This is a genomic window from Acinetobacter sp. YH12137 (assembly GCF_013418535.1).
Lineage (GTDB): Bacteria > Pseudomonadota > Gammaproteobacteria > Pseudomonadales > Moraxellaceae > Acinetobacter.
Genome location: NZ_VPBW01000008.1, coordinates 17198 through 33348, shown reverse-complemented (window position 1 = coordinate 33348; position 16151 = coordinate 17198). Strand labels below are relative to the sequence as shown.

At 41.4% G+C, this 16151-nt stretch carries 15 protein-coding genes and 3 tRNA genes; 9 read left to right on the top strand and 9 right to left on the bottom strand.

Annotated elements, in window-relative coordinates; genetic code table 11:
- Positions 1-2 precede the first annotated feature (2 nt).
- A complete protein-coding gene (locus tag FTU72_RS16370) occupies positions 3-443 on the top strand; it encodes a hypothetical protein (protein ID WP_257220246.1) in 441 nt (146 codons plus the stop codon).
- A gap of 104 nt (positions 444-547) precedes the next feature.
- Here the strand turns inward: FTU72_RS16370 and FTU72_RS06155 are convergent, their stop codons facing one another.
- The 8 genes from FTU72_RS06155 to FTU72_RS06120 all read right to left on the bottom strand — a co-directional run bounded on the left by FTU72_RS06155 (position 548) and on the right by FTU72_RS06120 (position 7590).
- Positions 548-1033: a CinA family protein gene (locus FTU72_RS06155; protein ID WP_034706081.1), complete on the bottom strand. Its 486-nt coding sequence runs from the start codon at positions 1031-1033 to the stop codon at positions 548-550.
- A 476-nt stretch (positions 1034-1509) separates the two neighbouring features.
- Positions 1510-1707, bottom strand: a complete 198-nt coding sequence (locus FTU72_RS06150) for a hypothetical protein (protein ID WP_034706083.1) — start codon at positions 1705-1707, stop codon at positions 1510-1512.
- Positions 1708-1777: 70 nt separating this feature from the next.
- The gene (locus FTU72_RS06145) at positions 1778-2005 is read right to left on the bottom strand and encodes a hypothetical protein (protein ID WP_004782813.1); all 228 of its coding nucleotides are present in this window, start codon (positions 2003-2005) and stop codon (positions 1778-1780) included.
- Between the two features lie 102 nt (positions 2006-2107).
- A complete protein-coding gene (locus FTU72_RS06140; protein ID WP_004782814.1) occupies positions 2108-2323 on the bottom strand; it encodes a cold-shock protein in 216 nt (71 codons plus the stop codon).
- 427 nt (positions 2324-2750) lie between these two features.
- A complete protein-coding gene (locus tag FTU72_RS06135; RefSeq protein ID WP_034704912.1) occupies positions 2751-4451 on the bottom strand; it encodes an NAD-dependent malic enzyme in 1701 nt (566 codons plus the stop codon).
- Positions 4452-4874: 423 nt separating this feature from the next.
- Positions 4875-4965 (bottom strand) — tRNA-Ser (locus FTU72_RS06130).
- Between the two features lie 87 nt (positions 4966-5052).
- Complete coding sequence (locus FTU72_RS06125; RefSeq protein WP_180052541.1) at positions 5053-7089, bottom strand: NADPH-dependent 2,4-dienoyl-CoA reductase; 2037 nt, start codon at positions 7087-7089, stop codon at positions 5053-5055.
- A 147-nt stretch (positions 7090-7236) separates the two neighbouring features.
- Positions 7237-7590, bottom strand: a complete 354-nt coding sequence (locus FTU72_RS06120; protein ID WP_180052540.1) for a hypothetical protein — start codon at positions 7588-7590, stop codon at positions 7237-7239.
- 245 nt (positions 7591-7835) lie between these two features.
- Between FTU72_RS06120 and argG the strand changes: the two genes are divergently transcribed.
- Complete coding sequence (argG, locus tag FTU72_RS06115) at positions 7836-9179, top strand: argininosuccinate synthase (protein ID WP_005234795.1); 1344 nt, start codon at positions 7836-7838, stop codon at positions 9177-9179.
- A gap of 57 nt (positions 9180-9236) precedes the next feature.
- Here argG and FTU72_RS06110 read toward each other — a convergent pair whose 3' ends face one another.
- Positions 9237-10508, bottom strand: coding sequence for a GGDEF domain-containing protein (locus FTU72_RS06110; RefSeq protein WP_180052539.1), 1272 nt, complete (start codon positions 10506-10508; stop codon positions 9237-9239).
- A 152-nt stretch (positions 10509-10660) separates the two neighbouring features.
- Between FTU72_RS06110 and pyrC the strand changes: the two genes are divergently transcribed.
- From pyrC to FTU72_RS06075, 7 genes are all read left to right on the top strand, one after another.
- The gene (gene pyrC, locus FTU72_RS06105) at positions 10661-11695 is read left to right on the top strand and encodes a dihydroorotase (RefSeq protein WP_004782837.1); all 1035 of its coding nucleotides are present in this window, start codon (positions 10661-10663) and stop codon (positions 11693-11695) included.
- Entirely contained in the window at positions 11680-12339 is a 660-nt protein-coding gene (gene rnt, locus FTU72_RS06100) for a ribonuclease T (protein WP_034704922.1), read from the top strand. Before pyrC ends, rnt begins: the two co-directional genes overlap by 16 nt.
- A gap of 20 nt (positions 12340-12359) precedes the next feature.
- Positions 12360-12435: transfer RNA gene (locus FTU72_RS06095), tRNA-Glu, on the top strand.
- A 161-nt stretch (positions 12436-12596) separates the two neighbouring features.
- A complete protein-coding gene (locus FTU72_RS06090; protein WP_004782839.1) occupies positions 12597-12752 on the top strand; it encodes a hypothetical protein in 156 nt (51 codons plus the stop codon).
- Positions 12753-12884: 132 nt separating this feature from the next.
- Entirely contained in the window at positions 12885-14315 is a 1431-nt protein-coding gene (locus tag FTU72_RS06085; protein WP_159123358.1) for an amino acid permease, read from the top strand.
- A gap of 210 nt (positions 14316-14525) precedes the next feature.
- Positions 14526-14601: transfer RNA gene (locus tag FTU72_RS06080), tRNA-Glu, on the top strand.
- A gap of 109 nt (positions 14602-14710) precedes the next feature.
- Complete coding sequence (locus tag FTU72_RS06075) at positions 14711-16123, top strand: amino acid permease (protein ID WP_125278932.1); 1413 nt, start codon at positions 14711-14713, stop codon at positions 16121-16123.
- Positions 16124-16151: the final 28 nt, after the last annotated feature.

Here is a 16151-nt window from a genome sequence, read left to right as displayed (position 1 = left end):
CGATGCAGGCTTTCCATATCCAGATGGCCATGAACTATACCCGTTTACATCAAGGTAAATCGCGACCTGATCTTCAGGGTGTATTTGAGTTAATACGCCTACTGAATACGGCACAACGTTTATATAACCAGATCGATTTAAGTAAAGCTTCTCAAGCAGATAAGAATAAACTGGGACTAGGTGCATTTAATGCGAAAAACATGAGCCGCCCTGACCTGATTTATGTACTCAGTTCAAAAATCATGGGCTATGATCTTAAAGATTTCTATGCACTTTATGGCTTGCCTTTAACTGCAACCGCACATGCTTCAGTCGCCATGCTTAATCTGCCTACCGCACCTTTGTATTTCTATGCGCAACCAGATGGCGGTTCAAATCGCCTGGCAACAGGACAATGGCTCACCATTCCAGCAAACGGCCCTCTCCCTAACTATCCTTACTAATTGACCAATTTAATATAAAAAAATCCCGGCTTCGGCTGGGATTTTTTATAGCAGAACATTTTCATGATCCGTGTATTAGCGATCAGTGAGAACTAAATAAATAGCTATTTATTTTTCTTGTCTCGACTGCCTTCAAGGATTTCAATTAAGCTCAGATTAATATTTCTCGCCAGTTTTTTTAATTTCTCTCTCGGTTTTCCTCTGCAAAGAAAGCGGAAACTATAGAGCTCATCTTTATAAGAAATCACATAGAAAAAAGTTCCTACTGGCTTTTCTTTAGTTTCTGTCCCGCCTCTTTTTAATAGTCCTGTACAGGCAATATAAATATCAGAATAAAACATTTTCTTGGCTTTTCTGACCATTTCCTGCGTGACTTCCATAGATTCTGGAGTATATTTTTTAATAAATTCAGGTTTGATTTTTAAAATATTCTCTTTGACACCCATGTCATAACAGACCAGTCCGCCATATAAAATATCACCCGAATATTTATTTTGGGAAAATCGGTAAGCCAGGTAACCTGCTGATGCACTCTCTAGAAAAGTAATACTTAATTTTTTTTTGGCGAGTAATTTTATACATTTATTCATAGAGTAAACTCCTGACTTTATGATCATCTATAGAGTATTAAATATTCAAAAATAAAAGATTAAATACTTAGCTTCTGAATGTCCTAGCAAAACTAAAACTGAACTGCCCTTGCTCACCACCTTAAACCAGCTGTATATCCTCAGTCATTTATATGACTTAAGTTCATACCAACGAAACTCATAATAACCTTGACGGGTTTTAACTCTGATTGGCTTTCTGATTTGATGTGTATTAGATTTTTTATAGATTCATGATAGTTTTATGCCTAAAAGCATAAGTAGTAGAAGATATAAAATATAGATCACTGAAATGATGGCTAAGTCGATTTAAGTGTGAACTAAAATGTGCTTATTAATTCAGGGTTTATTTATAAGACGATGAATAGGTTTAATTAAGAAGTGAATAATTTCAAAGACAAAATCCTGGCAAGATACCAGGATTTTTTATATTCACTTTTGGTCATGTCATATGACCACTAAATAATTTTGAAAATTTTGCCGCTGATGGTGCTTTGAAAAAACATTTCAAAACTTGGGCGAATATTTTCACCTTCAACCGTAATATGCTTAACGTTAGAATCCGATTGGGTATGAACAAAATCAGGGTCAACAGTAGCCTGAATCACGTATTGAACACCGAATTGATCTTTCACATTAATATTTTGCTTAAGCATAAATAAACCTTTAGTAATGATTATAAGAGAGATCGGCTAGAAATTGGTTAGCCAATATATAATTTAAATATTAAATAACTTTATGATTTAATTTAAATAATTGATTTAAAGATGTATAAAATGTACGACCGTCTAGATTCAGGTCAACTTCGATTCCTGATTGAAGCAGTACTCTTTTACCTACTTCAATTTCCTTAAAACCTTGACGTGTATTTTGCATTTTATTCAAGGGAATCAAAGAAACAATAATTTCTGTACCATTTTTAGATTTTGCAATTAATTCATTAATTTTTAACAACTTGTATCCTATTTTTATACTTCTTCCAATCTAGAAAAAGCTTTTTAACTTTTATTTAAAACAATAAAAAAGCACTGATGCGTGCTTTTTTATTCTACAGACTTATAGCGCAGTAATATTTACAGCATTTGGGCCTTTTTGACCTTGAACTACGCTGAATTCAACTTGCTGACCTTCCATTAAGGTTTTAAAACCTGAACTAGCAATTTCACTGAAATGAGCAAAAACATCTGGACCAGATTCTTGTTGAATAAAACCGAAACCTTTAGTTTCGTTGAACCACTTTACAGTACCTTTAACAATATTTGAGTTTGACATAATAAAACCTACTAATTTTTAATAATTTTTAGTCATCTGAATGACCAGTTGTAACTTTGAAAATAATAAAGAATGGAACTTAAAATCTGGATAAAACGAAGGATTATGAATAAAACGACGATACTTAAGGAAGATTTTTTGCAACAAGACTTTTTTCTAGTTAAGGCCAGTATACAGGAAGATTTAAAATAATCAAGTTTTCTTATATATATATTTAATTACTTTATAAATATTATTTTATTATTTACAGAATTTTCATTATATTTTATTTAATTTCAACGACTTGATAAAATAAATCCATATTGCTTGAGTGAGTTAAACTTTTACATTTTAGTGTACTTTCGTTTCCTGCAAACAAAGAAGCAGAGAAATAACAATGTCATCGCTCTGCTTTACTTAATTTTAAACTGCCCTTTCCCTAATAATATTAAAAGGTCACACGCTTATATTCCCGGTATTCCGGTATCCAGAAATTCGCATCTATGGCTTTCTGCAGCACCTCAGAACCAACTTTTGGAGCGACGCCATCCTCAACCGCAGCTTGTGCAACCCTTAGAGCAATAATCTTGGAAATATGCTGAATCTGATCCAGATCTGGCAACAAATTGGCGGTTGGGTCTTGAAGTTTTGGAGAGCATTCTGCTAAGGCATTACTTGATGCCATCAGCATATTATCCGTGACTCGTGTAGCGCCTGAAGCAATCACGCCTAGTCCAATTCCCGGGAAAATATAAGAGTTATTACATTGAGAAATAGTATAAATGTGTTCCTGATAATTAACGGGTGCAAATGGGCTACCTGTAGCAATCAGGGCTTTTCCATTGGTCCATTGAATAATATCGGCTGGAACAGCTTCTACGCGAGAAGTAGGATTCGATAAAGGAAAGATGATCGGATGTTCACAATTTTCAGCCATGGTCGTGATTACTTCTTTACTAAATAATCCCGGCTGTCCAGATACCCCAATCAGTACTGTGGGTTTTGCATATTTGATGACATCCAATAGAGAAATAATCTCTTCGGCATTTCCCCATTCAGCAATATTTTCTGGTTCTTGAGCCAGTTTTCTCTGAAAATTTAATAGGTTTGGCTGGTTTTGAGTAATAAGGCCGAAGCGATCCACCATAAAAACCCGCTTACGCGCTTCAGCATCAGTCAGGCCTTCTGCCACCATTTTTGCCACAATCTGTTCAGCGATCCCACAACCGGCTGAACCTGCTCCCAAGAAAGCAATGGTCTGATCTTTTAATTGTTTGTTTGACGCATAGGAAGCCGCAATCAAACTGCCTACTGCCACAGCTGCCGTACCCTGAATATCGTCATTGAAGCAACATACTCGATCGCGATATTTTTCCAGTAAAGGCATGGCATTATGCTGGGCAAAATCTTCAAATTGAATCAGTGCATCTGGCCATCTTTGCTGAATTGCCTGTATCACCATTTCGACAAATTCATAATATTCATCACCGGTGATACGAGGCTGACGCCATCCCATATAAATCGGATCATTCAACAACTGCTCATTGTTCGTGCCTACATCCAAAGTAATTGGCAAGGTATAAGCCGGACTAATGCCTCCGCAGGCCGTATATAAAGCCAGCTTTCCAATCGGAATGCCCATTCCGCCAATGCCCTGATCGCCTAAACCAAGAATGCGCTCTCCATCCGTAATCACAATCACTTTGACATTTCTTCGATTCACGTTATGCAGGATGTGCTCAATATGATCCCGATCTGGATAAGAAATAAAAACCCCGCGATGACGGCGATAAATCTCGGAAAAATGCTGACATGCTTCTCCTACCGTTGGCGTATAGATGATCGGCATCATTTCGCTTAAGTGATTTTCAATCAAATGATAGAAAAGCGTCTCGTTGGTGTCCTGGATGTTACGTAGGTAAATATGCTTATTGATTGCATCATTGAATGAGCAGTATTGCTGATACGAACGCTGACTTTGTTCCTCAATCGATTCGATTACTTGGGGCAAAAGTCCATGTAAATTAAAATGAATACGTTCTTCTACAGAGAAAGCTGAGCCTTTATTCAGCAATGGGAGTTCAAGTAATGCAGTACCTGCGTAGGGAATATAAAGTGGACGTTTAGGGTTCAGAGGTTCAGTTGCCATTTTTAACTCGCACTTTAAAATTCGACATAAATGAAAGCCGAAAAGAACAAAAAATTATCCTACTATCCTAGTCGACTTTCAGCTGTTTCAGTCATTCAGCGAATTAATAATGAAAAATGTTCTATTTAATAAACTGATAACGGCAATGAAATAAGCTTTAAATTTTTATATCCTCTTGTCAGATAAAAATTTGGATCATACTTTTTGAATTTAGGCTTAAGCTAATTGCCTGAGATTAAATTTTAGAAATTAAAGCTATATGCATTCGTTTTTATTCATTTATTTTTTTAATAAGAAAATATCTTAGAAATTAGATCAATTAGCTTGTTATCTATCTGCTTTATCTAAAAAATCAGACAATTTCCCACTCAATAAAACTTAGGCAATAAAAAACCCCGATCAATGATCGGGGTTTTTCGTATCTGGCGGAAGCGGTGAGATTCGAACTCACGGAGGGGTATAAGCCCTCGTCGGTTTTCAAGACCGGTGCATTAAACCGCTCTGCCACGCTTCCATGTGCGCAATAATACGGAGCTTTTAGGCGACTGACAAGTGAAAATTACAGTGAATCTCATCAACTGCATATAGTTTCATCAAATCCTTACAATTTTGCTGCCAATTCTGCCCCTTCACGAATTGCACGCTTGGCATCTAGTTCAGCAGCCAGCTTTGCTCCACCAATAATATGGTAATTCGCTAAAGTCTTTTGATCCTCTGAAGGCATGACATCTTTGACTGACTCCTGACCAGCACAAACGACGACCGTATCTACACGCAGCAACTGATCATGCCCATCCACTTCAATCCACAAACCTTCATCCGTAATCGATTTGTAGTGCACACCGCGTAACATGCGTACGCCATGTTTTTTTAATTGGGCACGATGAACCCAACCCGTGGTTTTACCTAAGCCTGCTCCTAAAGCAGTAGTTTTACGCTGCAACAGATAAATTTCACGTACAGGTGGCTCCACTTCTGCTGGCTGCAGTCCGCCTTCACTTACATAGTTTGCATGCAGATCTACACCCCACTCCCGTTTCCATTCATCTACAGGCTGCGGTTGCGGCTGATGCGGTGGCTTTAATAAAAATTCCGATATGTCAAAACCGATTCCACCGGCACCAATGACCGCGACACGATCTCCTACTGGTGCGCCGCGCAATACTTCAGCGTAAGACAGGACTTGAGGTGCATCACTACCGGTAATTTTTAATTCACGCGGAACAACGCCCGTAGCCACAATAACCTCATCAAAACCTTCGCGTTCCAGTTGTTCCCGATTCACTCGGGTATTTAAACGGACATCTACCCCAGTTTTTTCCAGCTGCACTTTGAAATAGCGAATGGTTTCGTGGAATTCTTCTTTGCCTGGAATCACTTTGGCCAGATTAAATTGCCCCCCCACTTCATTAGTGGCTTCAAATAAAGTCACATCATGACCGCGGCTGGCTGCGACTGTGGCTGCGGATAAACCTGCCACTCCACCACCTACTACGGCAATCCCTTTAGGCTTTTTGGTTTTGACATAGACCAGTTCGGTTTCATAGCCGGCACGTGGATTCACCAGACAGGTAGCGCGTTTATTTTTAAAGGTATGATCCAGGCAGGCCTGATTACAGGCGATACAGGTATTAATTTCATCAACACGATTCGTTGCAGTTTTATTCACCCAGAATGCATCTGCCAATAACGGGCGTGCCATTTGCACCATATCTGCCTGACCCGATGCCAAAATCGCTTCAGCCGTTTCTGGCATATTGATCCGGTTCGATGCAATAACTGGAACAGCAACATGCTTTTTGACTTCTGCGGTGTAATCTACAAATGCAGCACGAGGAACAGAAGTGACAATTGTCGGAATACGCGCTTCATGCCAGCCAATACCGGTATTCAGCAAAGTTATTCCAGCCTTCTCTAATGCTTTAGCGACGGTAATCACTTCCTGCATAGTATTGCCATCATGCACCAGATCTAGCAAGGACAAACGGAAACAGATAATAAATCTTTCACCAATTTCAGCACGAATCGCTTTAACAATTTCCACTGCAAAACGCATGCGGTTTTCAATTTCTCCGCCCCAGCGATCAGTACGCTGATTGACATGACGGCTTAAAAACTGGTTAATCAAATACCCTTCAGAGCCCATGATTTCCACGCCGTCATAACCCGCTTTTTTAGCCAGTTTTGCAGTTTTAACATAGTCCTGAATCGTATCCAGAATCTGGTTTTCAGACATCTGACGTGGTTTAAAAGGTGAAATTGGCGATTTGATCGGACTGGCAGATACCACAAAAGGCTGATAGCCATAACGTCCGGCATGCAAAATCTGCAACAGAATCTTGGCCCCATGCTTATGCACGGCATGCGTAACCAGTCGATGCGGTGCAACATCGCCCAAGGTATTCATGGTTCCGCCAGCAGGCAATAACCAGCCCTGACGATTCGGTGAAATCCCGCCAGTAATCAGGAGACCCACACCACCTTTGGCACGTTCACCAAAATAAGCGGCCAGTTTAGGATAATTATAAAAACGATCTTCCAAGCCCGTATGCATTGATCCCATCACCACACGGTTTTTAATCGTGGTGAAACCCAGATGTAATGGTTTTAAAATATTTGCATAGCGCGTCGTTGTCATAAAATATCCCTGATTCTTATTTGGCTAAAAGCTTAAATCTTATCAATGTACTTTAACTGATTTTCAGAGGCTTTTTATGACTATCAGGTCCGCTTTCTCAGGCACAAATACCAATTGTGATATTCATGCCGTACCTGAGTGATGGATTTATTGCTGCCATTGATTTTTACTGGATTTCCATAACGCAATTACGCCGAGTACTGTACCAATGGGAAAACTGAGCAGCATCAGGATCGCCATAATTCTGGACAAGGTGCGTCCTGAACCATTGCCCTGTTTGACCTTGAGACAGGCCTGAATGTTCAAAACAATCAGCACAGCTAAAAGTAGCAACACAATACCCAGACTCAACATGGAAATCGTCGACTGCTGATATTCCAGATATAAAAATGCAACCGTACTAAAAACCAGCAAACCGGCATAGATTCCATGCACAATCGACAGGGTTTCATTTTTGGCAACCGGTTGCAGATTAGGTAAAGGAGGAATATTCGGGCTCATGAGGGCTATCCTGAAGATGTTTTTTCTTAATGATGTTATTGAATCTTCCCAGATTTTCCTATTTTTTAAGCGTTTGTCAAAAATACGGTAATTTTATGATTATTTAAGCCTATTGAATCAAGATTTTGAAACGAGTTTTTCTTTTCTAAAGCAAACCTAAATAAAATAATGATACAATTGACGCAATATGTGTTTTTTCAGGCCACCACTTCTGGCGTGCCTATTTCATATCATTAGGATGAACAATGTCTGATAATGCAACTATCTTGCAGAATGTCCCAGTAGGCAAAAAAGTTGGTATTGCCTTTTCTGGCGGTCTAGATACTTCTGCAGCTCTTTTGTGGATGAAACAAAAAGGCGCTGAACCTTATGCTTATACAGCAAACTTGGGTCAGCCAGACGAAGACGATTACGATGCGATTCCAAAAAAAGCTGAAGCTTATGGCGCAGTAAAAGCACGTTTGATCGACTGCCGTTTACAGCTTGCATTAGAAGGTATTGCTGCAATTCAATGTGGCGCGTTCCACATTTCTACCGGTGGCGTTCCATACTTCAACACGACTCCTCTTGGCCGTGCAGTAACAGGTACCATGCTGGTAACTGCAATGAAAGAAGATGACGTGAACATCTGGGGTGACGGTTCTACTTATAAAGGTAACGACATCGAGCGTTTTTACCGCTACGGTCTGTTGACTAACCCTAACCTGAAAATCTACAAACCTTGGTTAGACCAGACTTTCATTGACGAACTAGGCGGCCGTGCAGAAATGTCACAGTTCCTGATCGACAATGGCTTTGACTACAAAATGTCAAAAGAGAAAGCTTACTCAACTGACTCAAATATGTTGGGTGCGACTCACGAAGCCAAAGATCTTGAATACCTGAATGCCGGTATCAAAATCGTTGATCCAATCATGGGCGTTGCATTCTGGAAAGAAGAAGTTGAAATCAAACCTGAAGAAGTATCGATTACTTTTGAAGAAGGTTTCCCTGTTGCAATCAATGGTCAACGTATCGAAGATCCGGTTGAGTTCATTCTTGAAGCGAACCGTATTGGTGGCCGTCATGGTCTAGGTATGTCGGATCAGATCGAAAACCGTATCATCGAAGCGAAATCTCGTGGTATCTACGAAGCTCCGGGTATGGCCCTTCTTCACATCGCTTATGAACGTCTGGTCACTGGTATTCATAACGAAGATACGATCGAACAATACCGTATCAACGGCCTTCGTTTGGGTCGTCTTCTGTACCAAGGTCGCTGGTTCGATTCTCAAGCATTGATGCTTCGTGAAACTGCACAGCGTTGGGTAGCTAAAGCTATCACTGGTACTGTGACTTTAGAACTGCGTCGTGGTAATGACTACACCATCATGAACACTGAATCTCCTAACCTCACTTATGAAGCTGAGCGTTTAACTATGGAGAAAGGTGATTCTATGTTCTCTCCAGCGGATCGTATCGGTCAGTTGACTATGCGTAACCTGGATATCACAGATACACGTGCGAAACTGGGTATCTATACAGATTCTGGCTTACTTGCAGTAGGTACAGGTTCTGCAGTACCTCAATTAAAAGACAAAAACAAATAAGTTTGTTTTAACGTCAAAAAAACCGCTCATTTGAGCGGTTTTTTTAATGGATTAAATTTAGGTATTCACGCTGTTCGGGTTTGCAGTGCGGATTGACTGATAATAAATCTGGTTTCGACCCAACTGTTTGGCCCGATACAACGCCTGATCGGCAATTCCCAATAAGGCATCCTTATCAATAAAGTCTTCACCACGATACACAGTGATGCCCAAACTGATGGTGATGTGATCAGCCACACCAGATTTCTCATGCGGAATTTCCAGACGCTCAATCGCATTAAAAATATTAGAAGCCACTGCATAAGCACCATGAGCATCAGTTTCTGGAAGCAGTACCACAAACTCCTCGCCACCATAACGAGCTACGAAATCCATATGCCGGATCGCATTTTTAATGGTAAAGGCAATACTGGAAATGACATCGTCCCCTTTTTGATGCCCATAGAAATCGTTATAGTTTTTAAAATGATCGACATCGATAAATAAAATCGCTAAAGCATGCTGATTACGACGAGAACGTTCAAAGAAGATATCCAGTGTTTCATCAAAAGTTCGTCGATTGGAGATTTTGGTCAGCTCATCATGCTGACTTAAATGCAGTAATTCTGTGGTATGAATCCGCTGAATTTTCTCACTGATTCTGGCCCGCATGGTGTATAGAAAAATCATTCGCTCACGGGCAAAAAGCATATAACTAATCACACATCCCAATAGGCTACTGCCAATTAGAATCCGCCCCAAGACCAGTGCATTAAAATCGATCGATAACATGGATAACAGCCAGACCGTACAAAGTGCGGCAAACAACCCCGTGATTAACATCTGTAAAGGTTTTACTCCGGTCAGAATATACCCCAGGATGTAGATAATGGTGATGATCGCCATCGACTGATGTTGCAAGCTTACTGTTTGAATGGACATGGTCAGATAAGAGGTCGAGACTATCATCCAGAACATCAGCAGCATGGAAGCCTGCGGAAAAAAGTGTTTGATTTTAGGCAGACAGGAGAAGAAATAAAAAGCAAGTAAAGCGAGACTACCATTGATCAGCCCCAGCATACAGCGCACAAAATCTTGTACGAAATATTGTGAATCGATAATCCAGTAGTCGGTCGGAACCATGACCAGCAGAAAAATAAAATAGGTCAGTACACCTGCCCAGACATATTTTTCGACATGTTTACGTGCTCGCTCCAGGTTTTTGCTCCAGAACTCCTGTTCCAGATTCTGAGGGAAAACCGAGCCTACACGCTGACTTTGCCGTGTGATTAATTCTTCTATTTTTTCTTTTTCATCTTGCAATTTTGCTAGATTGTACTTGTATTCCATTGCCAAGTATTTATGTAATTTTTTTATTAATTTTAAAATATCATACTTTTATAAATTAATTTATAGATATCCCTTATTTTGTATATATTTCTCGTTACCATTTTAGGCATAGATGCATTATCATTTGTTTTATTTCTCCGATTGAATTCGCCTTGAATACGATTACCCTTCTCCAGCCAGACGACTGGCATGCCCACCTGCGTGATGGTCACGCTCTGCAACGCACCGTTCCTGATCTAGCTAAACAGTTTTCCCGCGCCATCTGTATGCCGAACCTTGTTCCACCGGTTAAAACTGTGGAAGAAGCATTAAGCTACCGTGAACGTATTATGGCGCATGTTCCTGAAGGTAGCGATTTTGATCCACGCATGGTGCTGTATTTCACAGATAATACCTCTCCAAGTGAAGTCAAAAAGATTAAAGATTCTGAGCATGTCAATGCTATTAAACTTTACCCTGCTGGCGCAACCACCAACTCGGATAGCGGTGTAAGCGACATTCGTAAAGTATATTCAGTCATTGAACAGCTTGAAGAGCATCAGGTGCCTTTATTGCTGCACGGTGAAGTGACGCATAATCATGTCGATATTTTTGACCGTGAAAAACGTTTCCTTGATGAAGTCTTAGCACCATTACTAAAACAGTTCCCGAAACTGAAACTGGTTCTGGAACACATTACTACCAGCGAGGCAGCTAATTTCGTACTGGAACAGGATCGTAATGTGGCTGCGACTATTACCCCACAGCATTTACTGTTTAACCGTAATGATATGCTGGTTGGTGGGATCAAGCCGCACTTCTATTGTCTGCCAATTTTAAAACGTCAGACGCATCAGCAAACGTTGCTTGAAGTGGCAACGAGCGGTAATCCTAAATTTTTCTTAGGCACCGACAGTGCACCGCACTCAAAAAATGCCAAAGAAAATGCGTGTGGCTGCGCAGGATGCTATAGTGCTCCGACTGCAATTGAGTTATATGCTCAGGCCTTTGATCAAGTAGGTAAAATCGACCGCCTAGAAGGTTTTGCCAGCCACTTTGGTGCAGATTTCTACGGCCTCCCACGTAATACCAAAACCATTACGCTGGTCAAAGAAGATCAAGTGATTCCTGAAAGTCTAGACTACTTGGATGGTGAACAAATCGTTCCGCTATATGCAGGAAAAACCATTCAATGGAGAAAAATGTGACAAATGAAACTCTTCCAGTCATTGGTCAGCGTTTCCGTGGATTTTTGCCTGTTGTTGTCGATGTTGAAACAGCAGGCTTTAATGCACAGACTGATGCCTTGTTAGAAATTGCGGCCATTCCTATTGTTTATAATGAAGATGGCCAGTTTGTGCCCGGTGAAGCTTACCACGCACATATCAATCCTTTCGAAGGTGCCAACCTGGATCGCCGCTCTTTGGAATTTATCGGGATTGACCCGTCAAATCCGATGCGGATCGCAATGGCTGAAGATGAAAAAACCGCGTTAAAACGTATTTTTAAATCGGTCAATGAAGTGCGTCGTCAGCAAAACTGTACGCATGCCGTTTTGGTCGGTCACAATGCGCATTTTGATTTGGGCTTTGTACAGGCAGCAATTGCCCGTACCGGAACCAAAAACCAGAACCCGTTCCACAGTTTTTCTGTGTTTGATACCGTGACGTTAAGTGCGGTGATGTTTGGTCAAACGGTTCTGGCTAAATCTTGTATTCAGGCCGGTATTGAGTTTGATGGCAAAGAAGCACACTCTGCGTTATACGATACGCAAAAGACTGCGGAACTGTTTTGCTATATTTTAAACAAACTCGCACCTCACCTGCTTGACACTTTGGTGGCGGATCAATAAGATACCGCCATCTTCTAAACGTCCCTATCGTCTAGAGGCCTAGGACATCGCCCTTTCACGGCGGTAACCGGGGTTCGAATCCCCGTAGGGACGCCATCTTATTTATCCCCTTCTTCTTTCATTTTTTCCAAGAAAACTCTTTTTCTTATTATTGCTTTCAATACTATTGTTATAAATTTCGCATGACTGAGTTTGGTGCCCTTTCTCGTTTGCTTAGGCTATAATCAAGTTGATGTTAGGTTTTGATCAATTTTCCCATGCTAAAGAAAATCCTGCTTGTTTTACTTATTCTGGCACCTTCAGCGCTTTATATTTATGTGATCAGTCGCGATGATAAAACTGCTGAGAACCGAGCAGAAACTACGCCTGCTGAAAAAACACCGACTGAGCAATACCAGACTCCCGATCACTAGTTTTTAAGAGGCTTTGCAAATATTTATTTTTTAAATTAAAAGAAGAACTTTATGAGGAAATTCCAATTTATGTGATATTTCACATAATTAAAACTAAAATACTTTTTTTAAATCTCTCCTTTTAATTGAGCTATGCAATCTCCCTCTCCACCTTCACAGCATTCGTCTGTTGAGGGTCAAACTCCGTCGTTAAAACGTGCCATGGGCACACGTCATCTGATCATGCTTTCCCTTGGTGGCGCTATTGGTACCGGCCTGTTTATGGGTTCCGGTGAAGTGATTTCACAAGCTGGACCTTTGGGCGCAGTACTGGCCTATATTATTGGTGGCTTGATCGCCTATATGGTAATGCTCTGCCTCGGTGAACTGGCCGTACATTTACCCGTGTCTGGTTCTTTTGGTGCCTTTGCAACCCATTATATTGGGCCGGGTACAGGCTATATGGTGTCCTGGATGTACTGGCTCGGCTGGTCAGCCACTTTGGGTACCGAATTCACTGCAGCTGCGATTCTAATGCAGGAATGGTTCCCGCAAACTTCGATCTGGTTATGGACATTGATCTTTGCTGCAGGTGTACTGCTCTCCAATTTAAGCTCAACCCGTACCTTTGCCGAATCAGAATTCTGGCTGTCACTGGTTAAAGTTGCGACTGTACTGATTTTCATTATTCTGGGCTTTGGCTGTATCTTTGGCTTTATTCCATTCCAAGGTTATGAATCCGCACCGCTGTTCAGCAATCTGACTGAACATGGCTGGCTGCCAAATGGTTTAATTCCGTTATTCACCACATTACTAATCGTGAACTTTGCCTTTAATGGTACCGAGATGATCGGGATCGCTGCCGGTGAAACCGAAAATCCTGAGAAAAATGTACCGAAAGCAATTCATGCTGCGGTATGGCGTCTGATGATTTTCTTTGTTGGCACCATCATTGTGATCAGCTCGTTACTGACTTATACCGATGCCGGTCTACAGGTCGGTGGTCATGGGGGCTTAAGCAGCAGTCCGTTTGTATCCGTGTTTACCCAGATGGGTATTCCTTATGCCGAAGATTTCATTCGTTTCGTAATTATCACTGCGCTGCTCTCTACTGCAAACTCTGGACTCTATGCAGCTTCACGTATGATGTGGGCATTGTCTTCACAAAACCAGTTACCGCGACTATTTGCCAAAGTCAGCAAATCCGGCGTACCTTATGTAGCAGTTTGGGTCACCATGATTGGCGGCTTGCCTGGTCTGCTCTCTGAACAATTTGGTGCAGATGTCATCTTTAAAAACCTGATGGGCGTGGCCGCTTTTACCATGGTGATTGTCTGGATGAGTATCTGCTGGAGCCAGTTTAATTTCCGTCGCCAATGGCTGAAGTCTGGTCATAGCGTCTCTGAACTAAAATTCCGTACACCTTGGTTCCCCTTAGTTCCCACTCTAGGTTTTGTAACTTGTACTGCAACCGGTCTGAGTATGGCAGCTGACCCTGAAATGCTCTCTGGTTTTATTGGCTGTTTATTGTTTATGGCAGCATGTTATGCAAGTTATTACTGGCTTTATCATCAAAAAGCTTAAGTTCTAAACTTTTGAACTGAAATAATTTCTTTAATAAACCCAATTCCGATTGGGTTTATTTTTTCATATCAGGTAAATCCGTTCAGAAAATAATATCTTAATAAAATAAAGTTTTTGTTTTGCCTAATGTTTAAACTGTTAAATACATTTTAGTAAAAACTCTTTTGACAAAGTCCGGCTTAGTCCTTAATATAGCCATCACCTCGCAACGTCCCTATCGTCTAGAGGCCTAGGACATCGCCCTTTCACGGCGGTAACCGGGGTTCGAATCCCCGTAGGGACGCCATTATCTGATCGCTCACGATCAAGTCTTATACATAATCCATATTAATACGTTGCAGATTTGTAGTTTTTCACTACAATAACCCGCTTCATTCTTTTATTTTTTGACTCCTATGCACTCATCTCCGAATGATGCTACGCATCAGGGCAATTCTGCGCCTTTAAAACGCGCTATGAGTACTCGACATCTGGTCATGATTTCGCTTGGTGGCGCAATCGGAACAGGCCTATTTCTAGGTTCGGGTGAAGTCATTGCACAAACGGGGCCTGTAGGTGCCATTCTTGCTTATCTCCTTGGCGGGATCATCGCTTACATGGTTATGCTATGTCTGGGTGAACTTGCCGTTCATATGCCCGAATCTGGCTCATTTGGCGCCTATGCCAAACGCTATATTGGACCGGGGACTGGCTACACCATTACCTGGCTATACTGGCTGACCTGGTCAGTGACCTTGGGAACTGAATTTACCGCTGCAGCTTTATTAATGCAGGAATGGTTCCCGAATAGCTCTATGTGGATGTGGACACTGATTTTTGGTGCTTTCGTATTCGCACTGAATATGATTTCTACCCGCTGGTTTGCAGAGTCCGAGTTCTGGCTGGCACTGGTGAAAGTCGTTACTGTCGTGACCTTTATCCTGCTTGGCCTACTCGCTATTTTTGGTGTAGTAAGCTACCAAGGACAGGAAACTGCTCCGCTATTCAGTAACCTGACAGCTCAAGGCTGGTTCCCCGAAGGTCTGTTCCCAATCTTCACCACCATGCTGATTGTAAACTTTGCATTCTCTGGCACAGAACTGATTGGTGTGGCTGCGGGTGAAACAAAAGATCCGGCCAAAAATGTACCAAAAGCGATTAATACTGCAATTTTCCGCTTACTGATTTTCTTTGTAGGTACGATTATTGTGGTGACTTCCCTTCTTCCGCATCAGGAAGCAGGTCTGGCAGCTGAAGGTGTCAGTAGCAGCCCATTCGTGACAGTATTCCAGCATATCGGTATTCCTTATGCCGAAGATATTATCCGCTTTGTGATTATCACAGCATTGCTATCTGCTGCTAACTCAGGTCTATTTGCTGCATCCCGTATGATGTGGTCATTGTCTTACAGCAAACAGTTACCAGCGGTATTTTCACGCCTAAATGCGCGTGGTGTACCTTATATTGCAGTCATTGTCACCATGATTGGCGGTATGCCTGGTTTGCTGTCTGAACAGTTCGCACCGGAAACTATCTTCACTAACTTGCTAGGTATTGCAGCATTTACCATGGTAGTGGTCTGGATGAGCATCTGTCTCAGCATGTTCAACTTCCGCCGTGAATGGTACAAACAGGGTAAAACAGCGAAGGATCTTGATTTTGCTGCGCCATTATTCCCGATCGTACCGATTCTGGGTTTTCTGTTCTGTCTGATTACCTGTATCAGTATGGTGTTTGATCCGAGCATGCGTATCAGTTTCTTTGGCTGCTTGCTGTTTATCGCACTGTGCTATGCCAGCTACTACAAGTTCTATCACAAAAATGCTTAAACATTAAAATGACCAAAAGAGCAGCTTC